General features: G+C 70.1%; 26 protein-coding genes. 6 read left to right on the forward strand and 20 right to left on the reverse strand.

What is annotated here, in order from left to right; genetic code table 11:
- Positions 1 to 90: 90 nt before the first annotated feature.
- The 12 genes from CCN37_RS09685 to CCN37_RS09740 all read right to left on the reverse strand — a co-directional run bounded on the left by CCN37_RS09685 (position 91) and on the right by CCN37_RS09740 (position 10928).
- A complete protein-coding gene (locus CCN37_RS09685; RefSeq protein ID WP_086820370.1) occupies positions 91 to 432 on the reverse strand; it encodes an RNA polymerase-binding protein RbpA in 342 nt (113 codons plus the stop codon).
- 60 nt (positions 433 to 492) lie between these two features.
- Positions 493 to 729, reverse strand: a complete 237-nt coding sequence (gene secG / locus CCN37_RS09690) for a preprotein translocase subunit SecG (protein ID WP_086820371.1) — start codon at positions 727 to 729, stop codon at positions 493 to 495.
- Between the two features lie 104 nt (positions 730 to 833).
- Complete coding sequence (tpiA, locus tag CCN37_RS09695; protein ID WP_086820372.1) at positions 834 to 1619, reverse strand: triose-phosphate isomerase; 786 nt, start codon at positions 1617 to 1619, stop codon at positions 834 to 836.
- A 4-nt stretch (positions 1620 to 1623) separates the two neighbouring features.
- The gene (gene pgk, locus CCN37_RS09700) at positions 1624 to 2817 is read right to left on the reverse strand and encodes a phosphoglycerate kinase (protein ID WP_086820373.1); all 1194 of its coding nucleotides are present in this window, start codon (positions 2815 to 2817) and stop codon (positions 1624 to 1626) included.
- A gap of 10 nt (positions 2818 to 2827) precedes the next feature.
- Positions 2828 to 3832, reverse strand: a complete 1005-nt coding sequence (gap, locus tag CCN37_RS09705) for a type I glyceraldehyde-3-phosphate dehydrogenase (protein WP_086820374.1) — start codon at positions 3830 to 3832, stop codon at positions 2828 to 2830.
- 211 nt (positions 3833 to 4043) lie between these two features.
- On the reverse strand, positions 4044 to 5024 hold the full coding sequence (gene whiA, locus CCN37_RS09710; protein WP_086820375.1) for a DNA-binding protein WhiA: 981 nt from the start codon (positions 5022 to 5024) through the stop codon (positions 4044 to 4046).
- Positions 5015 to 6043 carry a uridine diphosphate-N-acetylglucosamine-binding protein YvcK gene (gene yvcK, locus CCN37_RS09715; protein ID WP_246842919.1) on the reverse strand — a complete coding sequence of 343 codons (1029 nt, stop codon included), beginning with the start codon at positions 6041 to 6043 and terminating at the stop codon, positions 5015 to 5017. Before yvcK ends, whiA begins: the two co-directional genes overlap by 10 nt.
- Positions 6044 to 6057: 14 nt before the next feature.
- A complete protein-coding gene (rapZ, locus tag CCN37_RS09720) occupies positions 6058 to 6936 on the reverse strand; it encodes an RNase adapter RapZ (RefSeq protein ID WP_086820377.1) in 879 nt (292 codons plus the stop codon).
- The gene (gene uvrC / locus CCN37_RS09725) at positions 6933 to 8873 is read right to left on the reverse strand and encodes an excinuclease ABC subunit UvrC (RefSeq protein ID WP_086820378.1); all 1941 of its coding nucleotides are present in this window, start codon (positions 8871 to 8873) and stop codon (positions 6933 to 6935) included. The genes rapZ and uvrC overlap by 4 nt, the downstream gene beginning before the upstream one ends.
- 27 nt (positions 8874 to 8900) lie before the next feature.
- A complete protein-coding gene (locus tag CCN37_RS09730; RefSeq protein ID WP_246842920.1) occupies positions 8901 to 9254 on the reverse strand; it encodes a Rieske (2Fe-2S) protein in 354 nt (117 codons plus the stop codon).
- The gene (locus CCN37_RS09735) at positions 9193 to 10119 is read right to left on the reverse strand and encodes an aldo/keto reductase (RefSeq protein WP_086820379.1); all 927 of its coding nucleotides are present in this window, start codon (positions 10117 to 10119) and stop codon (positions 9193 to 9195) included. Before CCN37_RS09735 ends, CCN37_RS09730 begins: the two co-directional genes overlap by 62 nt.
- Positions 10116 to 10928, reverse strand: a complete 813-nt coding sequence (locus CCN37_RS09740; protein WP_086820380.1) for an NAD-dependent epimerase/dehydratase family protein — start codon at positions 10926 to 10928, stop codon at positions 10116 to 10118. The genes CCN37_RS09735 and CCN37_RS09740 overlap by 4 nt, the downstream gene beginning before the upstream one ends.
- Before the next feature lie 70 nt (positions 10929 to 10998).
- On the opposite strand from CCN37_RS09740, the gene CCN37_RS09745 reads away from it, so the two are divergent.
- Both CCN37_RS09745 and CCN37_RS42140 read left to right on the forward strand, forming a co-directional pair.
- Positions 10999 to 11874: a LysR family transcriptional regulator gene (locus CCN37_RS09745; RefSeq protein WP_086820381.1), complete on the forward strand. Its 876-nt coding sequence runs from the start codon at positions 10999 to 11001 to the stop codon at positions 11872 to 11874.
- An 80-nt stretch (positions 11875 to 11954) separates the two neighbouring features.
- Entirely contained in the window at positions 11955 to 12983 is a 1029-nt protein-coding gene (locus tag CCN37_RS42140; RefSeq protein ID WP_086820382.1) for a right-handed parallel beta-helix repeat-containing protein, read from the forward strand.
- A gap of 174 nt (positions 12984 to 13157) precedes the next feature.
- Here CCN37_RS42140 and CCN37_RS09755 read toward each other — a convergent pair whose 3' ends face one another.
- The 3 genes from CCN37_RS09755 to CCN37_RS09765 form a co-directional block, all read right to left on the reverse strand.
- On the reverse strand, positions 13158 to 14411 hold the full coding sequence (locus CCN37_RS09755; protein WP_143261535.1) for a DUF6880 family protein: 1254 nt from the start codon (positions 14409 to 14411) through the stop codon (positions 13158 to 13160).
- Positions 14412 to 14560: 149 nt separating this feature from the next.
- Positions 14561 to 15544 (reverse strand): M28 family metallopeptidase, encoded by a 984-nt coding sequence (locus CCN37_RS09760; RefSeq protein ID WP_086820384.1) that lies wholly within the window; start codon positions 15542 to 15544, stop codon positions 14561 to 14563.
- 109 nt (positions 15545 to 15653) lie between these two features.
- Positions 15654 to 16235 carry a TetR/AcrR family transcriptional regulator gene (locus tag CCN37_RS09765; RefSeq protein ID WP_086820385.1) on the reverse strand — a complete coding sequence of 194 codons (582 nt, stop codon included), beginning with the start codon at positions 16233 to 16235 and terminating at the stop codon, positions 15654 to 15656.
- A gap of 46 nt (positions 16236 to 16281) precedes the next feature.
- Between CCN37_RS09765 and CCN37_RS09770 the strand changes: the two genes are divergently transcribed.
- A complete protein-coding gene (locus tag CCN37_RS09770) occupies positions 16282 to 17025 on the forward strand; it encodes a bifunctional 2-polyprenyl-6-hydroxyphenol methylase/3-demethylubiquinol 3-O-methyltransferase UbiG (RefSeq protein ID WP_086820386.1) in 744 nt (247 codons plus the stop codon).
- A 28-nt stretch (positions 17026 to 17053) separates the two neighbouring features.
- Here CCN37_RS09770 and CCN37_RS09775 read toward each other — a convergent pair whose 3' ends face one another.
- The 5 genes from CCN37_RS09775 to CCN37_RS09795 all read right to left on the reverse strand — a co-directional run bounded on the left by CCN37_RS09775 (position 17054) and on the right by CCN37_RS09795 (position 21030).
- The gene (locus CCN37_RS09775) at positions 17054 to 17461 is read right to left on the reverse strand and encodes an Imm1 family immunity protein (RefSeq protein ID WP_246842922.1); all 408 of its coding nucleotides are present in this window, start codon (positions 17459 to 17461) and stop codon (positions 17054 to 17056) included.
- Between the two features lie 5 nt (positions 17462 to 17466).
- Positions 17467 to 18123: a DddA-like double-stranded DNA deaminase toxin gene (locus CCN37_RS09780; protein ID WP_168200599.1), complete on the reverse strand. Its 657-nt coding sequence runs from the start codon at positions 18121 to 18123 to the stop codon at positions 17467 to 17469.
- A 164-nt stretch (positions 18124 to 18287) separates the two neighbouring features.
- Positions 18288 to 19481: an SPFH domain-containing protein gene (locus CCN37_RS09785; protein WP_086820389.1), complete on the reverse strand. Its 1194-nt coding sequence runs from the start codon at positions 19479 to 19481 to the stop codon at positions 18288 to 18290.
- Positions 19482 to 19913 (reverse strand): NfeD family protein, encoded by a 432-nt coding sequence (locus CCN37_RS09790; protein WP_086820390.1) that lies wholly within the window; start codon positions 19911 to 19913, stop codon positions 19482 to 19484.
- Between the two features lie 310 nt (positions 19914 to 20223).
- The gene (locus tag CCN37_RS09795; RefSeq protein WP_086820391.1) at positions 20224 to 21030 is read right to left on the reverse strand and encodes a DUF3097 domain-containing protein; all 807 of its coding nucleotides are present in this window, start codon (positions 21028 to 21030) and stop codon (positions 20224 to 20226) included.
- Between the two features lie 30 nt (positions 21031 to 21060).
- Here CCN37_RS09795 and CCN37_RS09800 point away from each other — a divergent pair, with 30 nt between their 5' ends.
- The 3 genes from CCN37_RS09800 (at position 21061) to CCN37_RS39725 (ending at position 22391) form a co-directional block, all read left to right on the forward strand.
- Positions 21061 to 21852, forward strand: coding sequence for a hypothetical protein (locus tag CCN37_RS09800; RefSeq protein WP_086820426.1), 792 nt, complete (start codon positions 21061 to 21063; stop codon positions 21850 to 21852).
- 225 nt (positions 21853 to 22077) lie between these two features.
- On the forward strand, positions 22078 to 22185 hold the full coding sequence (locus CCN37_RS40715; protein ID WP_210407945.1) for an FDLD family class I lanthipeptide: 108 nt from the start codon (positions 22078 to 22080) through the stop codon (positions 22183 to 22185).
- A gap of 56 nt (positions 22186 to 22241) precedes the next feature.
- Positions 22242 to 22391: an FDLD family class I lanthipeptide gene (locus CCN37_RS39725; protein ID WP_168200600.1), complete on the forward strand. Its 150-nt coding sequence runs from the start codon at positions 22242 to 22244 to the stop codon at positions 22389 to 22391.
- Positions 22392 to 22519 lie beyond the last annotated feature (128 nt).

Consider the following 22519-nt stretch of genomic DNA (forward strand, 5'->3'; position numbering starts at 1 on the left):
TCGTGGTGTGAAGACCGCCGAACCCGGCGACGGCACGCGAACGGCCCGGAAGCGGGAAGGCTTCCGGGCCGCTGTTCGTGTCGTGCGGTGCTACTCGCCGCGCTGCTGGCGGAGCTTGGCGAGGGCCTCCTCGAGGATGGCCTCGCCGTCGGAGTCGGAACGCCGCTCCTTCACGTACGCCAGATGCGTCTTGTACGGCTCGTTCCTCGGCGGGGCCGGGGGCTCGTGCGAGTCCCGTCCCGCGGGAAGACCGCAGCGCGGGCAGTCCCACGTCTCCGGTTCCTCCGCCTCCAGGGCGAAGGACGGCTTCACCTCGTGCCCGTTGGAGCAGAAGTACGAGACGCGGCGCCGCGGAGCGGACTCCCCGCGCTCGGACTCGCCCATCGGACCCGCTCCGACCCTGGTGCCGCGGATCGCGTTACCACCAGCCATCGATCCTCACACTCCCGACCCCGTTAGCCACTCGATCCCCGACAGCGGAGATCGACGCCGTCATGCGCCCGTCTTGAGCAGCAGACCGACCCCGACGATGGAGATCAACCAGACCGCGCCCACGAAGATCGTGATCCGGTCGAGGTTCTTCTCCACCACGCTGGAGCCGGACAGGCTCGACTGCATGCCACCGCCGAACAGGGAGGACAGACCGCCTCCGCGCCCACGGTGCAGCAGCACGAGCAGAATGAGCACCACGCTCGAAGCGATCAACATGATCTGAAGAAAAAGCTGCATCTCACCCTCGCCGTACAGCGGTTGACATCACAGGGTACCGGGTCGCTCGCGGGCTGATGACCGCCCCCGGGCTCAAATCATTGAAGCGAAAGCCCCAATCACCGCTACGGCAGGGGCCCACCGGCGGCGAGGGCGCAGAGCTTGGCGAACTCCTCGCCGTCCAGGCTCGCGCCCCCGACGAGGGCGCCGTCGACGTCCTCGCCCTTCATCAGCTCGCTGATGTTGCCGGACTTGACCGAGCCACCGTAGAGGACCCGGACCGCCGAGGAGATCTCCGGGCCGTACTTCTCGGCCAGCGCCGCCCGCAGCGCGCCGCAGACCTCCTGGGCGTCGGCGGCCGTTGCCACCTTGCCCGTCCCGATGGCCCACACCGGCTCGTAGGCGATCACCACGTCCTTGACCTGCTCGGCCTTGAGCCCCTTGAGGCCCGCGATGAGCTGGTCGGTGCAGTGCTGCACGTGCGTGCCCGCCTCGCGGACCTCCAGCAGCTCGCCGACGCACAGGATGGGCGACATCCCGTGCTTGAGGGTGGCGCGCACCTTGCGGTTGACCACCTCGTCGGTCTCGGCGTGGTACTCGCGGCGCTCGGAGTGCCCGACCACCACGAACGAGCAGCCGAGCTTGGCCAGCATCGGCCCGGACACGTCACCGGTGTAGGCGCCGGAGTCGTGCGGGGAGATGTCCTGGGCGCCGTAGCGCGAGAGCAGCTTGTCGCCGTCGGTCAGCGTCTGCACGCTGCGGATGTCGGTGAACGGCGGCAGCGTGACGACGTCGACCTTGTCGAAGTACTTGGCGGGCAGCGAGAACGCGATCTTCTGCGTCAGGGCGATGGCCTCGAAGTGGTTGAGGTTCATCTTCCAGTTGCCAGCGATGAGCGGCTTGCGGGCCATCGGGTCAGTCCTCCAGAACCGAGACGCCGGGCAGGTCCTTGCCCTCCAGGTACTCCAGCGACGCACCACCGCCGGTGGAGATGTGCGAGAAGCCGTCCTCGGGCAGCCCGAGCTGGCGCACGGCCGCGGCGCTGTCGCCACCGCCGACCACGCTGAACGCCTCGGACTTCACCAGGGCCTCGGCCACCGCGCGGGTCCCGCCGGAGAACGCCTCGAACTCGAAGACGCCCATCGGGCCGTTCCAGAACACGGTGCGCGCGTCGGCCAGCTTCGCTGCGAACAGCTCGCGGCTCTTGGGCCCGATGTCCAGGCCCTGGCGCTCGGCCGGGATGGCGTCGGCCGCGACGATCTCGACCTCGGCGTCGGCGGCGAACTCGGTGGTGGTGAGCACGTCGACCGGCAGCACCAGCTCGACACCGCGCTTCTCGGCCTCGGCCAGGAAGCCGCGGACCTGGTCCAGCTGGTCCGCCTGGAGCAGGGACTTGCCGACCTCGTGGCCCTGGGCCTTGAGGAAGGTGTAGGCCATGCCGCCGCCGACCAGCAGCCGGTCGACCTTGGTCAGCAGGTTCGCGATGACGCCGAGCTTGTCGGAGACCTTCGCGCCGCCGAGCACCACGACGTAGGGCCGCTCGGTGTCGGTGGTGAGCTTGCGCAGCACCTCGACCTCGGCCAGCACCAGGCCGCCCGCGTAGTGCGGCAGCCGCTTCGCGACGTCGTAGACCGACGCCTGCTTGCGGTGCACCACACCGAAACCGTCGGAGACGTAGGCGCCGTCGGAGCCGGCCAGCGCGGCCAGCTCGTCGGCGAGCGCGCCGCGCTCGGCCTCGTCCTTGCTGGTCTCGCGCGCGTCGAAGCGGATGTTCTCCAGCAGCGCGACCTGACCGTCCGCCAGAGCGTCCACAGTGGACTGCGCGGAGTCGGTGACGAGCGCGACCTCGGAGCCGAGCAGCTCGCCGAGCCGCGCCGCGACCGGGGCGAGCGAGAACTTGGGGTCCGGGGAACCCTTGGGGCGCCCCAGGTGCGCGATGACGACGACTCGCGCTCCGGCTTCGGTGAGCTTGGTCAGGGTGGGCAGCGAAGCCCGCACCCGGCCGTCGTCGGTGATCTTCGAACCGTCGAGGGGAACGTTGAGGTCGGCGCGCACGAGCACGCGCCGACCAGCAACACCCTCGGCCAGCAGGTCAGCCAGGGTCTTCAAGGTGGGTTCCTCAGAGCTTGGAGGCGACGAGGGAGACGAGGTCGACGAGGCGGTTGGAGTAGCCCCACTCGTTGTCGTACCAGCCGATGACCTTCACCTGGTTGCCGATGACCTTGGTCAGCGGCGCGTCGAAGATGCACGACGCCGGGTCGGTGACGATGTCGGTGGAGACGATCGGGTCGGTGCTGTAGCGCAGAACGCCCTTGAGCGGGCCCTCCGCCGCGGCCTTCACCGCGGCGTTGACCTCCTCGACCGTGGTCTCGCGGCCCAGGGTGACGGTGAGGTCGGTGGCCGAGCCCGTGGGGATCGGCACGCGCAGCGCGAAGCCGTCCAGCTTGCCCTTGAGCTCCGGCAGCACCAGGCCGATCGCCTTGGCCGCACCGGTGCTGGTGGGCACGATGTTCAGCGCGGCGGCGCGGGCGCGGCGCAGGTCGGAGTGCGGCGCGTCCTGCAGGTTCTGGTCCTGGGTGTACGCGTGGATCGTGGTCATCAGACCCTTCTCGATGGTGAAGGTGTCGTGCAGGACCTTCGCCATCGGGGCCAGGCAGTTGGTGGTGCAGGAGGCGTTGGAGATCACCGTCTGCGAACCGTCGTACTTGCCCTCGTTCGCGCCGAAGACGACCGTGAGGTCCTCGTTCTTCGCGGGGGCGGAGATGATGACCTTCTTCGCGCCACCCTCGTCGACGTGCTTGCGCGCGGCGTCGGCGTTGGTGAAGAAGCCGGTGGACTCGACGACGACGTCGACACCGAGGTCCTTCCAGGGCAGCTTGCCCGGGTCGCGCTCGGCCAGCGCGCGGATGGTCTTGCCGTCGACCGAGATGCCCTCGTCGGTGACCGCGACCTCGCCGTTGAGGCGGCCGAGGATGCTGTCGTACTTGAGCAGGTGGGCCATGGTGGCGACGTCACCGAGGTCGTTGAAGGCCACGATCTCGATGTCCTGGCCGCTGGCCTGGACCGCACGCCAGAAGTTGCGCCCAATACGGCCGAAGCCGTTCACGCCCACGCGAACCGTCACGGTGCCTCTCCTTGGTATGTCGTACCTGAGGTCGTTCACCGTCACCCTAGCGGTGAGCAGAGGCGCTGGTCACAGCGCCCTTGCTCACAACTTGATCGAGTCAGCCACCTGCGCGGACGCGCCTCTCCCGTTTCGTACTCCCAGCCGTGGATGGGAGCGCTCCCTTTCCCGCTAGGAGTACGAAACGGGGATTTCCCTGGCGCCAGTGCGGTCAGGCGTCGAGCATGTCGGCGGTCACGGCCGACTCGGTGTCGGGGATGGAGAGGTCGCGGGCCTTCTTGTCGGCCATCGCCAGGAGACGCCTTATACGACCGGCCACCGCGTCCTTGGTCATCTGGGGTTCGGCCAACTGGCCCAGCTCCTCCAGGGACGCTTGGCGGTGGGCCAGGCGCAGGCGCCCCGCCGCGACCAGGTGGTCCGGGGCGTCGGGGCCGAGGATGTCCAGCGCGCGCTCCACCCTGGCCGCCGCCGCGACCGCCGCCCGCGCGGAGCGGCGGAGGTTGGCGTCGTCGAAGTTGGCCAGCCGGTTCGCCGTCGCGCGCACCTCGCGCCGCATCCGCCGCTCCTCCCACGCCAGCACGCTGGAGTGCGCGCCGAGCCGGGTGAGCAGCGCGCCGATGGAGTCGCCGTCGCGGACCACGACGCGGTCGGCACCGCGCACCTCGCGGGACTTGGCCTGGATGCCCATCCGCCGAGCCGCGCCGACCAGCGCCAGCGCCGCCTCGGGGCCGGGGCAGGTGACCTCCAGCGCGGAGGAGCGGCCCGGCTCGGTCAGCGAACCGTGCGCCAGGAACGCCCCGCGCCACGCGGCCTCGGCGTCGCAGACCCCGCCGGAGACAACGGGAGCGGGCAGGCCGCGCACCGGGCGCCCGCGCGGGTCGAGCAGGCCGGTCTGCCGTGCGAGCCCGTCGCCGTCGCGGACCACGCGCACCACGTAGCGGGTGCCCTTGCGCAGCCCGCCGGAGGTGATCACGTGCACGTCGGAGTTGTGGCCGAACAGCTCGTGGATCTCCTTGCGCAGCCTGCGGGCGGCGACACCGGTGTCCAGCTCGGCCTCCACGACCACGCGCCCGGCCACGATGTGCAGGCCGCCCGCGAAGCGCAGCAGCGAGGAGACCTCGGCCCGCCGACAACAGGTCTTGGTCACCGACAAGCGGCTCAGCTCGTCCTTGACCGCCGCGGTCATCGCCATGGGGTCTCCTCCTCCCGAACGGGGGCGTTCGTACTGCTGGGGAATTCTGGGCTCAAGGTGTCGCCAACGCCTAATACGTGGCGGAAGCTGTCCGCGAGGGCGTCCGGATCGTGCCGGTCGGGGGCTCCCGCGCGGGCTATCCGGCTGAGGCGGGTGGCTCCGCCGAGTGAGGACGCCGCGCGGCGCAGGCGGTCTGGCGTGGGCACCGAGTCGGTATCGGCGATCACCGCGTCCACCCGTAGGCCTGGCGCGTGTTCGGCAAGTACCTGGAGGTGTTGTTCTGGGGAGAAGCCCTCGGTTTCCCCCGGTTGTGGGACAAGGTTGAGCACCACGACGCGGCGCGCGGCGGTGCGCACGAGCGCGTCGTGCAGCTCCGGCACGAGCAGGTGCGGCAGCACGCTGGTGAACCACGAGCCCGGCCCGAGCAGCACCACGTCCGCGTTCAGCACGGCTTCGACCGCCTCCTGGCACGCGCGCGGGGGCCCCGGCTCGGGACCGGCGGAGCGCAGCCGCACGCGCTGCACCCGGCCGGGCGTGCTCGCCACCGCGACCTGGCCGCGGATGCGGCGCACGGCGGCGCGGTCCTCGTCCAGCCCGACGACGTCGGCCTCGATGTCCATGGGCTCGCGGCACATCGGCAGCACGCGCCCGCGCACGCCGAGCAGGCGCGCGACCTCGTCGAGCACCGCGACCGGATCGCCCATGGTCTCCAGCAGCCCGGCGAGCAGCAGGTTGCCGACCGCGTGCCCGGCGAGCGCGCCGGAGCCGCCGAAGCGGTGGTGGAACGCCTCCGCCCACACGGGAGAGTCACCGGCGAGCGCGACGAGCGCCTTGCGCAGGTCTCCCGGCGGCAGCAACCCCAGCTCGCGGCGCAGCCGCCCGGAGGAGCCGCCGTCGTCGGCGACGGTCACCACGGCGGTCACGTCCTCGGTGATCCGGCGCAGCGCCGCCAGCGTCACCTGGAGGCCGTGCCCGCCGCCGAGCGCGACCACCCTCGGCGGCCGTTCCTGAGTGTCCACAGTGGACTCTCGCGTCACTCGCGCCCCAGGTCCCGGTGCACGACCTTGACCGTCATCCCGTCCTCGGACGCCAGCCGCCCGGCCAGCTCCTCGGACATCGCGACGCTGCGGTGCTTGCCGCCGGTGCAGCCGACGGCCAGCGTCAGGTAGCGCTTGCCCTCGCGGTGGTAGCCCGCGCCGATCAGCCGCAGCAGCTCCTGGTAGCGGTCCAGGAAGTCCTCGGCGCCCTCCTGGCTCAGCACGTAGTTGCGCACCTCGGAGTCCAGGCCGGTGTTGTCGCGCAGCTCAGGAATCCAGAACGGGTTCGGCAGGAAGCGCACGTCGATCACCAGGTCGGCGTCCATCGGCAGGCCGTACTTGTAGCCGAAGGAGAGCACGGTGACCCTGGTGCGCGCGCTGGACTCGCTGCCGAAGGCGTCCTCGATCTTGCCGCGCAGCTGGTGCACGGACAGCCCGGTGGTGTCCAGCACCAGATCGGCCTCGTCGCGCAGCGGCATCAGCATCCTGCGCTCGGCGGAGATGCCGTCGGAGAGCCTGCCGTCGCCCTGCAGCGGGTGTCCCCTGCGCACCGACTCGAAGCGGCGGATCAGCACCGCGTCGGTGGCTTCCAGGAAGAGCACCTTCGGCTTGTAGCCGCGCGCGTCCAGGTCCTTGATCACCGAGGCCAGGTCGTCGGTGAACGCGCGGCTGCGCACGTCCATCACCACCGCGACCTTGGTGATCACGCCGCGCGCCTGGGCGCCCAGCTCGACCATGGTGGAGACCAGCTCCGGCGGCAGGTTGTCCACCACGAACCAGCCGAGGTCCTCAAGGCACTTGGCCGCGGTGCTGCGGCCCGCCCCGGACAGGCCGCTGACCACCGCGACCTCGACGCCGGACTTCTCGTCGTTCACTTCGTGTCCTCCCCGTTGCCCGCGCCAAGCGCGGCGAGTACTGCCTCGGCGGTGCGCCGTCCCACGCCGGGCACCTCGGTGATCTGGTCGACGGTCGCGGCCTTGAGCCGCTTGAGCGAGCCGAAGTGCTTGAGCAGCGCGGCCTTGCGCGCGTCGCCGAGCCCGCTGACCCCGTCCAGCGCGGAGGCGGTCATCCGCTTCGACCGCTTCTGCCGGTGGTAGGAGACAGCGAAGCGGTGAGCCTCGTCGCGAACGCGCTGCAACAGGTAGAGCGCCTCGCTGGTGCGGGGCAGGATCACCGGATCGGGGTCGCCGGGCACCCACACCTCTTCGAGGCGCTTGGCCAGCCCGACGACGGCCACGTCGGTGACGCCCAGCTCCGCAAGGACGTCGGCTGCGGCATTGGCCTGCGGTCCCGCACCGTCCACGACCAGCAGGTTCGGCGGGTAGGCGAAGCGCTTCGGCCTGCCCGTTTCCGGGTCGATGCCGGGCAGTTCGCCCGTTTCCTGAGCCGTTTCTTCTTTATAGCGGGCGAATCTGCGCCGGACGACCTCGGCGATGGAGGCGACGTCGCCCTCGGTCGCGGCCTCGCGGATGGCGAAGCGGCGGTACTCGGACTTGCGCGCGAGCCCGTCCTCGAAGACCACGAGCGAGGCCACGACGTCGCTGCCCTGCACGTGGCTGATGTCGATGCACTCCACGCGCAGCAGCGCGGTGTCCAGGTCCAGCGCCTCCTGGAGCTCCTGGAGGGCAGCGGAGCGCGCGGTCAGGTCTCCGGCGCGGCGCAGCTTGTGCTGGGTGAACGCCTCGGCGGCGTTGCGCGCCACCGTCTCCGCGAGCGCGCGTTTGTCACCGCGCTGCGGCACGCGGAGGTCCACGCGGGAACCGCGCAGCTTCGACAGCCAGTCCGCGACCGCCTCGGCGTCCTCCGGCAGTTCGGGCACCAAGACCTCGCGCGGCACGGGACTGCCACCCGCGTCCGCCTGTGCCGCGAGGTCGGCCTGCTCGCCGTAGAACTGCGTGATGAACTGCGAGACCAGCCCGGCGGTGTCGACCTCCTCGACCTTGTCGATCACCCAGCCGCGCTGACCGCGCACCCGCCCGCCGCGCACGTGGAAGACCTGTACGGCGGCGGCCAGCTCGTCCTCGGCGAAGGCCACGACGTCGGCGTCAGTGCCGTCGCCGAGCACGACGGCCTGCTTCTCCATGGCTCTGCGCAACGCGGACACGTCGTCGCGCAGCCGAGCGGCGCGTTCGAACTCCAGCTCGTCGGAGGCGGCCTGCATGTCCTTCTCCAGCTTGCGCACCATGGCGTCGGTGCGGCCGGAGAGGAAGTCGCAGAAGTCCTCGACGATGTCGCGGTGCTGCTGCTCGGTGACACGCTCGACACACGGCGCGGAGCACTTGTCGATGTAGCCGAGCAGGCAGGGGCGCCCCATCTGCGAGTGCCGCTTGAAGACGCCGTTGGAGCAGGTGCGCGCGGGGAACACGCGCAGCAGCAGGTCCACCGTCTCGCGGATCGCCCACGCGTGCGCGTAGGGGCCGAAGTAGCGGACGCCGCGTTTGCGGGGACCCCGGTAGACGTGCAGCCGGGGGAAGTCCTCGTGCAGCGTCACCGCGAGCACCGGGTAGGACTTGTCGTCGCGGTAGCGGACGTTGAAGCGCGGGTCGAACTCCTTGATCCAGGAGTACTCCAGCTGCAACGCCTCGACCTCGGTGCCGACGACGGTCCACTCCACGGAGGTCGCGGTGGTGACCATCTGCCGGGTGCGCGCGTGCAGCGTCGCGAGGTCGGCGAAGTAGGAAGACAGGCGGCTGCGCAGGCTCTTCGCCTTGCCGACGTAGATGACGCGCCCGGTGGAGTCGCGGAACTTGTACACCCCTGGCGCCTCGGGAATCGTTCCCGGGGCGGGGCGGTAAGTCGACGGGTCGGCCACGTCATAAGCCTACGGACAGGTCTGACATCACCCGAGAACGACCCGGTCACCGGCCGCGCGGACGGGTACCGAGGTCAGTCCCCTGGTCGCCGGTCCCTTGCGCAGATCGCCCGTTTCGGCGTCGAAAGTGCTGCCGTGGGTGGGGCAGTCGACGATCCCCTTGGCGGGCGCGCTGACGATCGAGCCGGTGTGCGGGCAGCGCGGGTCGAAAGCGCGCACCTCGCCCGACCTCGTCCGCACGACCAGCAACCGGCCGCCGCCCGGCACGTCGACGAGCTTGCCGCCGCCCTGCGGGATCTCCCCGAGCCCGACGAGCGGGTCACCGGGTTTGGCGGTCCCCGTTCCCGCCGCTGGCTTCGCCGGGGTGGCGCAGCCCGCCACCGCCACTCCCACCAGTCCACACAGGACATTCCTTCTCGTCAGGCCCACTCCCCCAACCTAGCTCCCACGCGGCGGCCGAGTCGCGGATGCTCCCCGGCCTGCTGGCGCCCGGGATGGGGATCACCGTCGGGGACAGCGAGAGCAGCCAGGCCAGGCACACGCGCTGCGGGCTGACGCCGAGGTCCCTGGCCATGCGGTGGAACTCAGTTCCTTCCGGTACCGAGGCCGCGCGGTCGAGGGAGCTGCGCGAGATGCCGCCGAGCGGGCTCCAGGGGAGGAACGCGAGTCCCAGCTCCGCGCACAGCCGGAGTTCCGGTTCCGAGGTGCGGACTCGCGGCGAGAACTCGTTCTGGACCGAAACGAACGTGGAGCCGAGCAGCTCGCGGGCTCGGCGGATCTGCGCGGAGTCCACATTGGACAGGCCGATCGCGCGGATCTTGCCTTCGGCGTGCAGCTCGGCCAGCGCGCCGAGGGAGTCCTCGAAGGGCACGACCGGGTCCGGCTTGTGCAGTTGGTAGAGGTCGATCACGTCCACGCGGAGGCGGCGCAGCGACCCTTCGCACGCGCGCTTGAGGTGCTCCGGCGAGGCGTCGACCGTCCACGAGCCGTCGCCGGGCCTGCCGCGCCCGCCCTTGGTCGCGATCAGCACGCCCTTGAGGCCCGCGAGCAGTTCCTCGTTGTGCCCGACCTCGTCCGCGTGCCAGTGGTAGGAGTCGGCCGTGTCGATCAACGTCACGCCCGCGTCCAGCGCCGCGCGAACGGTGGCGAGAGCGCGTTCGCGGCTCGGCCTGCCCTCGATCGACAACGGCATGGCACCGAGCCCGATCGCGCTGACCTCGACGTCGCCGAGCTTGCGGGTGATCATGCGCCGACCACTTCCGGCAGCCAGTTCTTGGTGTGGGAGAAGGAGAATCCGAGTTCGCTCGCGCGGCTGTTGTCCATGCCGTAGTAGTGGCCGAACGCGTAAGGCGACACGTCCTCCCCCACCTCGAACCGCGGTGCTCCCGGGATGTGCTCGCACAGGTCGAACACGGTCAGCTCGCCGTGGGAGCGCGCGTTGACCGGCCCGGTGAAGTCGGCGAAGGCGGCCCAGCCCAGGAACTCCGCGATCTCGCGGTGGTGGATGAACGAGGACGGGTGGTTCTCCTGGTGGACCACGACGGGGCGACCCTCGCGCACCCGGTCGAGGTAGTGCGCGAGCCTGCCGGTGAAGTCCTCGCCGCCCAGCACGTGGCCCGAGCGCACCGTGACGAAGTCGAACGGCGCCCTGGCCGCGAAAACGGCTTCGGCCTGGCGTTTTCCCTCGCCGTAGCCCTGCGGCGCGACCGCGTGCGGATCGACCGCCGACTCCGGCAGCGGAGCCGTCGCCCGGATGTGCTCGTAGACCTCGATCGTGGAGGTCATCACGTAGCGCCCGGTGCGGCCGACGAACGTCTCGATGGCGGATTCCGCGTCGGCCGGGGTGTAGCAGACCTGGTCGACCACCACGTCGAACGTCCGCGATCCCAGGGCTCCGGCCAGGTCGGCGCGATCGGTGACGAGGTGGTCGACCCCGGGCGGCGCGGCGACGGAGCCTCGGTTGACGACGGTCACCCCGACGCCCGCGTCCCGCAGGTTGAGCACCAGGTCACGGCCGAAGTAACGGCTTCCCCCGATGACGCACACGGTCTTCATGCGTCCAGCCTCGCGCCGTAGAGTCCTTAGCAGAAGTGATGTCTTGCTTAACGAGCTGTTAGGAACGCTGATGATCGATGTGCAGCGGCTGCGAGTGCTGACCGAGGTCGCGCGGCACGGCAGCTTCAGCAAGGCCGCCGCCGCGCTGCTGTTCACGCCTTCTGCGGTGTCGCAGCAGATCGCCGCGCTCGAAAGGACCGTGGGCACGGAGGTGGTGCTGCGCGGGGCTCGCGGCGTCACGCTGACCGACGCGGGGCGGCTGCTCGTGGAGGCGGGCGAGACGATCTCGGCGGAGCTGCGGCACACCGAGGCCGCGTTGGCGCGTTTGGCCAGCGGGGTCGACACGATCACCGTCGCCACGTTCAGCACCGGCGGCCGGCACCTGCTGCCCCGCGCGCTGGCGAGCTTGGCCGCCGAGCACCCGGGCGTCGAGATCACCGTGGTGGAGCGGGAACCCGAGGACAGCATTCCCCTGGTGCGCTCCGGTTCGGCCGACCTGGCGCTGGTCTACGAGTTCGACCGGCCGCTGCCGTTGGAGAAGTTGACGCTCCTCCCGGTGATGAGCGACCCCATGTCGTTGGTGCTCCGCCGTGATCACCCGCTCGCCAAGCGGAAGTCCTTGTCGCTCAACGATGTCGCTGACGAGAAGTGGGTGTTCGGCTGTTCGAAGACGTCGGCGTTCCTCCATGGCTACGCGTCGGACAGCGGATTCACACTGCGGGTCTCGGCCAGCACGACCGACTACTTCTTCGCGCAGGCGCTGGTCGAGGCCGGAGTCGGGATCGCGCTGATTCCCCTTGTGGCGCTTCGCGAATCCGCCGACCTGGTCGCGATCCCCGTGGAGAGACCTCGGCCGACGCGCAAGATCGGCGTCGTGGTCGCGCCCCGGGCTCGGCGGCGAGCACCTGTGGTCACGCTCGTCGAAGCACTGCGTTCAGCGACATGAGTTCAGCGACGTGAATCGTTGACGGAAATAGGAAAGGCGTGCACGGTCGAGGGACCGCCCCGGATTGGGAGGCACCACCGATGTTCCGCTTCACATCCGTGATCACCGCGACCCTGCTGCTGACCGCGCTGCCCGCGCAGGCCCGGCAGGCGTCCGTCGGCACCCCCGCCGAGCTCGTCGCCGCGCTGGCCGCCGCCAAGCCCGGCACCACGATCGAGCTGCGCCCCGGCGTCTACGACGGCGCGTTCTTCGCGACCGCCTCCGGGACCGCGAGCGCGCCCATCACGCTCACCGGGCCGCGCTCCGCCGTCCTCAAGAACACCAAGAAGGCGTGTGACCCGAACGTGCCACCGCCGCGCAAGGCTCAGGGCGTGAGCTACTGCGGCTACGGGCTGCACCTCAACCTCGTGAAGCACTGGGTGCTCAAGGGTTTCAGCGTCGCCGACGCCGCGAAGGGCATCGTGCTCGACGGCTCCGACAACAACGTCATCGACGGCGTGGAGGTCAGCCGGATCGGTGACGAAGGGGTGCACTTCCGGGCGAACTCCAACGACAACGTGCTGCGCAACTCCTCCGTCCACCACGTCGGCACCGCGCAGCCCGCGTACGGCGAGGGCGTCTACTTCGGCTCCGCGAAGGGCGCGAACTGGGGCAAGTACGGCGACAAGCCCGGCGACCAGAGCGTGCCCGACACCAGCGACCGCAACCAGGCGCTGGACAACCGGCTCGGCCCCAACGTCGCCGCCGAGCACGTCGACGTCAAGGAGGGCACCACCGGCGGCAAGGTGCTGCGCAACTCCTTCGACGGCGTCGGCATGACCGGCGAGAACTCCTCGGAGAGCTGGGTCAACGTCAAGGGCAACGACTACGAGATCTCCGACAACAAGGGCGTTCGCAGCTTCGAGCACGGCTTCAAGGTGATCCAGCGGCTCGACGGCTGGGGGTGCGGCAACGTATTCCGCCGCAACGTCGCCGACGTGCGGGCCTCCGGCTACGGGTTCCAGTTCCCGCACAACAAGAAGTGCGCCGCCAAGCCCAACCTCGTGTACCGCGACAACACCGTCACCAACGCCGCCAAGGGTTTCTCCGACGTCCCACCCGTCGGATGAACCCACGCCCACTCCCGCTCAACGTGCGCTGGGCACCCCAAATCCGTTTCGTACTCCTACCGGGTGTTGGGAGCGCTCTTTTCCCGCTAAGAGTACGAAACGGGAGGGTCTAGACCACGGCGGCGCGCGTTGAGGGGAGCAGGGCCGTGGTGTGCATGGGGTGAGTTTACGCGGTCAGAGGCCTCGGCGGGCCAGTTCGGTGAGCAGTGGGCGGTTGCCGGAGCACTCGCGCTTCAGCTCCTCCACGTAGCGGTGGAACTTCGCGCGCCCGTCGTCGGCCGCCTTCTCCCACGCCATGCCGAGGCTCTCCAGCAGCTCGACCACGTCCGCGGGGTGCTCGGGGCCGCCGACCGCGATGCGCCTGCGGACGAGGCGGCGGTAGACCGGCAGCACCTGCTCGGGGTGCTGCATGACGCGCTCCGCCGCCAGCGCCGCCCACACCTGGTCGGAGCACCCGCGCTCGGTGGCGACGGCCCACGCGGTGTCGATCTCGGAGTCCCACAACAGGATCTGCACGAGCACGGAGTTGCGGCCGGGGTCCTCGCCCTGCGCGCGCAGCCACCGCCGCGCCCACTCGCGCTGCGCGGGCCATCGGTCGGCCCGATCGGCGACGGTGCGCAGCCGCAGGTAGGTGTCCAGGCCTGGCCAGTCCCGGAAAGCGTTGCGCGCCAACTGCAACGCGCGCGTGGTCTTGCCGAGCCGCAGGCACGCGTCCACGGCCATGTCGACGAGCCGGACCTCAGCGCGGCTGCCCTGCGTCGCGACGAGCCCGCGCTCCACCCAGGCCAGCGCCTCGGCCGTGCGCCCGGCGTCCTCCAGCACGGTGGCGATCCGCAGGTACTGCCAGGGGGTGGACAGGTCGGTCGCCAGCCACTGCACCTCGACGTCGACGTCCCCGGTGAAGCGAGCCAGCTCCTCCATCAGCCGCAGCACCGCCCAGCGCCTGCGGTCGTAGCGCGGAGTGCGCCCGAACGGCACGGTCGGCAGCTCGCGGCAGGCCCGGCGCGCGGTCCTGCGGTAGGAGGTGATTCCCTCGTGCCCCAACGCGTCCGCGTACTCGCTGAGCGCGACCTCGGGGCCGTCCGGGTAGTTCAGCTGGAAGCGCACCAGCCAGCTGGCGAGGCGGTGCGGATCGGGCCTGCTCCTGCGGCAGGCCGTCGCGTGCCCGGCCAGCGCCTGCTGCATCAGCTCCGGCAGCTCGCCCGCGTTGCCGGTGACCTGTTGGGCCGCCGAGCACAGCACCTCGATGACCTGTTCCGCGTAGTCGACGGCGTGGTCGGCGCGGCCCGCCTCGGCCTGGTCCCTGAGGCCGCGCACCACTTCGCGCAGGCGTACCCAGTGCTCGGCCTCGCGCTCCCCGTCGAACGGCGGCAGCTCGCCACGCAGGCCCCGCAGAGCCGCCACGCCGTAAGGCTCATCGCCCCCCATGCCGCCCACCTGCTGAATCAAACCGCACGGCGCCCGCATCGCGCCGGACTTGACTCCGAAGGAACCAAACCTGACATCCGAACGGCGGCACCCCGTGAGGTGCCGCCGCGCAGACGGTGATCAAGCGGTGATCAGCCGGTGACCCGGCTTCAGCCCACGGCTCCGACGGGCACCGTGCGCGTGGTGCCCGAGACGGTCCAGATCGTGTGCGCGATCGCGTTGGTGTGCCGCTCAAGGGACTGCGCGTTGATGTTGCTCGTGGTGTCGCAGGACTGGTGGTAGCACTTGTCGAAGGCCACTCCGGCCTGGCCGCCCCACTTCTGCGCTTGGGCTGCCGTCTTGCGGACCTCGGCGCCGCTGAACGTGCCGCCGGTGGGGATGCCCGCCCGCGCGAAGGCCGCGTGGTCGGAGCGCCCGCCGACGTTGGTGGTCTCGGTCGGCACGTTGATCGACTTGAAGTAGCCCTCCAGCGCCGCCTGGAGCTTCTCCGACCCGGCGGGCTGGCCGCTGGAGGAGTAGACGAAGTACGCCGGGTTCGGCGAGCCCGTCATGTCGAAGTTCACGTAGCCCTTGATCTTGGACTTCTCGGCCGCCGGCAACGTGTTCACGTAGTTGGTCGAGCCGACAAGGCCCAGCTCCTCAGCGCCCCACCAGCCGAAGCGCAGGTGCTGCTTGGGCTTGAGCTGCTGCTTGGAGACCGTCAGCGCGACCTCCAGCAGCCCGGCCGAGCCGGAACCGTTGTCGTTGATGCCCGGCCCGGCGCCCACGCTGTCCAGGTGGCCGCCCGCCATCAGGACGTTGTTCTCATCGCCCCCCGGCCAGTCGGCGATCAGGTTGTAGCCCTTGGTGCCCCAGTTGGTGAACTCCAGGACCTTGGTCTGGTAGCCGGCCGCGTCCAGCTTCCCCTTGACGTAGTCGACCGACGCCTTGAACCCGGGCCTGCCGTGCGCCCGGTTGCCGCCGTTGGCGGTCGCGATCCGCTGGAACTGGTTCAGGTGCTCCTGCACCGCCGAGACGGGGATGGTCGGCGCCGCGGCGACCTCAACGGTCGCGGCGCCGCTCGGTGTGGCGAGCACGCCGAGGACCAGGGTCGAGGCAAGGGCGACCGAACCGACTGTCGCTCGGATCTTCACTGTGTGACCTCCCAGCAGGGTGGACGCCACTCAGGCAAGTGACGTAGAGATCACGGGCAGTGTCTGGGACGGTTCAGGCGACGCGGTAGGGACTTTCGAGGGGTGCCTTTCACATCCCGCCGACGACCGTAAAAACCATCCTGCGAACGGAGTCTGGCTCCGGCGGCGCGCTCGCGCGGTCGGCGAAGAGCATGTGCGCCGCGCCGATCAGCGTCGGGGCGAGCACGTCCACGTTCGCCTCCGGCGCGAGGCGGCCGAGTTCCCGCTCGGCGGTGAGGTAGGCCGCGATCATGACCGCCGCCTCCGTCAGCACCGGGACGCCCGCGGGCAGTGCGTCGCGCAACCGCACGCGGAGTTCGTCCCGGAAGGTCACCAGAGCGACCACCGAGACCGCGACCGATTCGAACAGCGCGGTCAGCGCTCCGGTGAGGTTGTCGACGACCGTGCCGCTGCCCGCGGAACCGAGCAGCGCGGCGGCTTCGGCGTCCATGCGGTTCACGCGGGCGAGCACGAACTCCGCGAGGAAGGCGTCGAAGTCGTCGAAGTGCCGGTGCAGAACGCCCTTGGCGCAGACCGCCTCGTCGGTGACCGCGCGACTGGTCAACGCGTTCGGCCCCGCCCGCCGCAGCACCCGTTCGGCCGCCGCGAAGAGCTGTTCGCGCACGTCGCGGATGGACACCCCTGTCGGCACCCGGTTCCTCCTTGTCGAGTGGGCAAGCGCCCACTACCGTGGGCACATGCCCACTCTAGATCCCGGCCGGTCATTCGGCGCCGAGGCCGACCGCTACGATCGCGCCCGCCCCAGCTACCCCGCCGCGATGCTGGAGCGCGTCATCGACGCCAGCCCCGGCCCGCGCGTGCTCGATGTCGGTTGCGGCACAGGCATTTCCGCCCGCCAGTTCGCCGCGTCCGGCTGCCAGGTGCTCGGTGTCGAGGTCGATCCGCGCATGGCCGACGTCGCCCGGCGCCGCGGACTCGACGTCGAGGTGTCGGCCTTCGAGGACTGGGACCCGGCCGGCCGCCGGTTCGACACCGTCGTCGCCGGGCAGACCTGGCACTGGATCGACCCCGTGGCCGGAGCCGCGAAGGCCCGTGAGGCACTGCGTCCCGGCGGGCTGATCGCCTTGTTCTGGAACGTCTTCCAGCCGCCGCCCGAGATCCTCGCCGCCTTCTCCGGCCCCTTCGCCGAGATCTGGAAGCGGCCCGTGCTCCACACCTACTCGACGATGTTCTCCATGGCCACCAACGGCATTCACGAAGCCGGCGGTTTCGCGGACGCCGAGCAGTGGCGGTTCGAGTGGGAGCGCCCTTACACCCGTGCCGAGTGGCTTGACCAGCTACCAACGCATGGCGGCTACCCCACGCTCTCGCAAGCGCAGCAGGCCGATCTGCTGTCCACCTCCGGCGCTGCCATCGACGCGCTCGGCGGCAGCTTCACCATGCCCTACACCACCGTCGTCGTCGCGGCACGGCGCGACTGAGACGACGTTCCCTGAGCAACGCGGTGGGCTATCTGTCGACGTCCTGCCAGGCGACGCTGGTGGGGCGCATGCCAGTGACTGCGAACTCGTGCACGGCGGCGAGCAAGCACGGCAACGGAATCGGCGCGTCTGTCGGGTACTCGGTCGGCGTCCCCATGTAGCTGTACGCCAGCGTGTCGAAGCCGCTCGGTTCCCCTCGGCTCACCCAGAGGCCGCCGCGGTCGCTGTATTGCACGACACCGATCGGCGCACCGCCACCCACACCGACCAGGAATTCGTACGGGGGCGGAAATTCCTCAAGGTCAGCCGCCCGAAACAACGCGATCAGCGAGGCACCGGGTTCAGCCGCGAGCGTCGTCAGCAGTCGATCCAGCGCGGCGTCGTCCTCGATCGCGACACCGTCCTCGTCATGGCTGTGGTCGTACCACGCCCGCATGGCGGTCACGGCATCTGCCTCCTGAACGTGCGGTGATACCCACCAGGCCCGTGCACGGTGAGCGATTCGCCAGGTCGAAGCAACCTCGGGAGCATCTTCGCGCAGCCCCACGGGCCGCCGCAGCACTCATTGTTGATCACGATCGTGGCATGTCGCCGCCCGGTCTCCCGCATCAGGGCAAGTGCCTTCACCTCGACGTGCAACCCGATGTTGAGCCGGGAAAACCCAGCTTCCGCAAGCAATCCGTCGGCGGCACGGGAGTCTTCGTCAGTTCCTGACACGAGCGCCTTGACGACGCTCCCGTTCTCGTCCAGCACTCGACCATGGGTGGGCTGGACCGGCTGTCCGAGCGGCCGAGGGTTGCACATCGGAGGTGGAAGGCCGCTCAGCACCTCAGCCGCACGCGCGATCCATCCCGGTTCCAGTGGCTGATCGGCACCGGTGTCGCCGCCAAGGCCAGCGATCCACGATTCGACCAGCGCTGGCAGCCCGCGCGGCAGCCGCCGCACACCACAAATGTCGTCCTTGGCCGCTTCGAGGAGGCTGTGCACCTCGATGCGAGCAGGCTCAGGACTGCCCCTTGTCGCGTGGTCCCACAGGATTGCTGTCTCATCGATCGCGTTCTCCGCGATGTCGACCAGCTCCAGCGGGAGGTCGGCCACGGCGGCGCGCGCGGCTGCGGCGACCTCCGAACGGATCGACATCCCTTCAGATTGTCGCGCGGCGACCGTTCTGGAAGCCGTCCCGGGCAGCTCTACCCGATCGATGACTCAGCGGAGAGGCCGAGCGACTGGCGCCCGAGCACGAGGCCCGGGCGCCGGGGTGATCACTTCTCCTCGTCGGCCAGTTCCGTTGAGCCCGAGGAGATCCGAGGAGAGCCCGTGCTCAGCTCGGGGGTGCCGGTGCCGAGCGGGCCCGGGACCTCCTTGCGCGCGACGGCTTCGGCCTCCTGGACGGCCTTCGCGACGTGCGGGTCGGGCGCGGTGTCGAACCAGCCCGCGGTCTCGTCGTCGTCGGACTCGGGCTTGCTGACCGTGTCGTCAGCGGGCGGCTGGTAGCGGAAGACGCCGTCGTCTCCCTTGTCGCCGAACATCTTCGCGAAGCCCTGCAACGCGTCACCGAACTGGCTGGGCACCATCCACACGGTGTTGGAGTCGCCCTGGGCCATCTGCGGCAGCGTCTGGAGGTACTGGTAGGCCAGCAGTTCCGGCGTCGGCTTGCCCGCCTTCACGGCGGCGAAGACCTTCTCGATCGCCTTGGCCTGGCCCTGCGCCTGGAGGTAGCGCGCGGCGCGCTCGCCCTGCGCGCGCAGGATGCGGCTCTGCCGCTCACCTTCCGCGCTGAGGATGGCGGCCTGCTTCTGGCCCTCGGCCGAGAGGATCGACGCCTGCTTCTGGCCCTCAGCGGTCTTGATCGAGGCTTCCCGCTGACCCTCGGCAGTGAGGATCATGGCGCGCTTCTCGCGGTCGGCGCGCATCTGCTTCTCCATCGAGTCCTGGATCGATGGGGGAGGGTCGATGGCCTTCAGCTCGACGCGGGAGACGCGGATGCCCCAGCGGCCGGTGGCCTCGTCGAGCACGCCGCGCAGCTGGCCGTTGATGGAGTCGCGGGAGGTCAGCGTCTCTTCGAGACTCATCCCGCCGACCACGTTGCGCAGCGTCGTCGTGGTCAGCTGCTCCACGCCGATGATGTAGTTGGAGATCTCGTAGACCGCCGCGCGCGGATCGGTGACCTGGAAGTAGACGACGGTGTCGATGGAGACCGTCAGGTTGTCCTGGGTGATCACCGGCTGCGGCGGGAAGGACACGACCTGCTCGCGGAGGTCGATCCGCGCGCGCACCTTGTCCAGGAACGGCAGCAGGAAGTTCAGCCCCGGTGCCGCGACCGCGCGGAAACGGCCGAGGCGTTCGATGACCGCGGCCTGCGCCTGCGGGATCACCAGCACCGCCTTGGCCACGGTGACCAGCACCAACAGCACCAGAACTGCCACCACGACGAGGGTGACGACTCCTGCATCCACCTAGATCTCCTCTGACCAGACGATCGCTGTAGCTCCGGAAATGCTCATCACCGTGACGGTGCTGCCTACTTCGAGGACCTGGGTCTCGTCGTAGCTGCGCGCGGACCAGACCTCGCCGCCGAGCTTCACCTGCCCACCACTGCTGTCCACAGTGGACAGAACGACGGCCTTGGCACCGACGAGCGCCTCGGTGTGCATCTTCATGCTGTCGCCCGCGATCAGCCGCCGTTTGATGGCGGGGCGGGCGACGGCGATCAGGGCGATCGAGGCGATGCCGAACACGATCGCGTCCACGAGCAGGGCGGCCCCCAGCGCGGAGGAACCCGCGGCGGCGAGGGCGGCAAGGCCGATCATCAGCAGGACGAAGTCCCCGGAGAGCACCTCGGCTGCGATCAGCAGCACGCCGGCGATCAGCCACACAAGAGCGGCCATGCCCCCATCGTGGCAGAACAGCGGCTCCGGTGTCCCGCGCAACACCCCACGTGACCCACGCGTGATCTTCGAATCGCGCCGACGCCGCGTTCGGTCCGCTCAACGCGCTGAATGAGTCATTGAGGTACTTGGCGCCCTCAACGGGTCATTGAGGTACTCCAGAGCCCCGAACGGGTCCTTCGGATACTTGAGCGCACCAAACGACCCGTTCAGGGCTCCTCCACACGCACCAAACGGGTCGTTCGGGGCTACCAACGCACTGAACGGGTCGTTCAGGGCTTCAACGCCCTCACTGAGTCATTCGGGTACTTCACGACGGCACGGTCACGAAGTCGATGAGGCGTTCGACCGCGCCGAGCAGCGGCGACTCCAGGTCGCGAAATCCCTTCACGGACGCGAGCACCCTGCGCCAGCCTTCGGCGGGTTCACCCCAGCCGAGACGCGCGCAGACGCCTTCCTTCCACGGAGTGCCCTTGGGGATCACAGGCCACTCCCGAATGCCGAGCACCGACGGCTTCACGGCCTGCCAGACGTCGACGTACGGGTGCCCCGTGACCAGCACGTGCGGGTCGGTGACCGCCGCGACGAGCCGGGACTCCTTGCTCCCCGCCACGAGGTGGTCCACCAGGACGCCGAGCCGCCGGTGCGGGGCGGGAGCGAACTCCGCGACGAGGCCGGCCAGCTCGTCGACGCCGTGCAACGGCTCCACGACGATGCCCTCAACGCGCAGGTCGTGGCCCCACACGCGTTCGACCAGCTCAGCGTCGTGGATGCCCTCGACCCAGATCCGGCTGGCAGCGGCTGTGCGGGCCCGCTGCCCCTCAACGCGCACGGAGCCGGAAGCGCTGACGCGCGGAGCAGCCGGAGCCGCGACGGGGCGCACGAGCGTGACGGGCTGGCCGTCGATCAGGAACGCCGCCGGGGTCATCGGGAACAGCCGCCGTCGACCGGCCGCGTCCTCCAGCAGCACCGAGCCGGACTCGACGCGCACCACCGCACCGCAGAAGCCGCTGTCGGGGTCCTCGGCGACGACACCGACGTCGGCGGCCACCTCGGGGACCACGCGCCGTTTGCGCGGTGTGGACAGAATGTCCTTGCCGTAGTTGAAGGAACGCACAGCCAGAACCTACCCGTATCCTTGAGCACCGTGTGTGTTCCCAGCGCTTCCCTGGCCGTGTGGGCCTCCGCGTGGCTGAACGGTGCCGCCGCCGCTGACGACGTGCTCGACGCGCTGTCCGCGTGGGGCGAACTCCAGGAGTTCGTCGCGGCCGACCAGGAGACGGCCGACCGCACCGGCCTGCCCGTCGACGGAGAGCGCGCCGCGGGCCCCGCGCTGTGGCTGGCGGCGTTGCGCAGGCTGGGCGCGGACAACGCGGCGCTCGTGCTCCCGGTCCCCGGCGACGTCCGCGGGCTCGGCGGCCCCGGCCCGGTCGCGCGCCCGGCGTTGGAGCGCGGTGAGGCGGCCGTGTTCTCTTCAGCAGCTCTCGCGGCGGTTCCGAACAACGTCGCAGACGGAGTGCTGCGCTGGACGGTGTTCTCGCTCTCCGGCTCCCCCATCGCGGATCACACGCCGATCGGCGAAGCGGAGCACGGGATGACCATCGCCGTGCGCGAGGCCGCCGCGACGCTGGTGTCGCTGGACGTCGCACGGCACCGGCCGAACGTCCGCGCGGAGATCGCGGAGTTCATCTCCACGCGCCCCGGACTGGCGTGGCCGAACGGGATGCCGCCGCGCTCACTGCGTGTGCTGGAGCGCTCCGTCGAGGTCGAGGCGATCCTGCGTGCCGCCGTTGAGGGAGACGGTGGTGCGGTGTCGGCCTCAGCGGCGCAGGCGCGCGCGGATGCCTTGCGGCCGTTGGGTGACGCGGTGCGCTCAGCCCGCTGCGCCGCGATCGCGGAGGCCGTGCGCCAGCTCAGCGGCCAGTACCGCAAGGGCTGAGGCACACGAGCCACCCGCTGTCCCGGAAAGACGTTCACCATTCGGCGGGCACCGATTCGTCCACTGTGGACCAACGGGTGAAAAAAAGTTCCCGCCGCGCCCTGACGAGCCACAACGGACAGTGGTGATCGTCGCGGCTTCAACGTCTTCGAAACGTCCGGAGCACGCCTCGCGGCAGCGCTGCACAGTGGTCTCACCGCAATGACCACTGCGAAAGGCAGAGCAATGGACCAGTTCGACCTGGACGTCAACGTCACCTCCCCGGCCGAGTTCGGCGACGCGGAGACCCTCGCGAAGACCGCGATCTTCCAGTGCCCCACCTGGCCCTGCTGACCCACTTCCCCCGCACGCGGTCACTTCGGCCAAGACGCCAGGAAAGGCTCCACAGCATGAACCCCGATCTGGACCAGTTCGACCTCGACGTTCGCGTGGCCACCCCGCGCGAGCTCGCCGACGGGTACACCCCCGCCGGGATCTCCACCAAGCAGTGCACCTCCGGGATGATCTGCTCGACGCCGTTCGTCGCACCGGTCAACTGACGCGGCGGGCGGGACCCGGGCGCGGTCCGGGTCCCGCCTTCCGCTCAGCCGGAAGCCTGGTTCCGGGGCTCCGAAAGGATTGCACAGTCACGCCGGTGGGGCCGAAGGTCGTTGTCCCACACAGGAAT

The organism is Allokutzneria sp. NRRL B-24872 (genome assembly GCF_002155965.1).
In the GTDB taxonomy this organism is placed as follows: Bacteria; Actinomycetota; Actinomycetes; order Mycobacteriales; family Pseudonocardiaceae; genus Allokutzneria.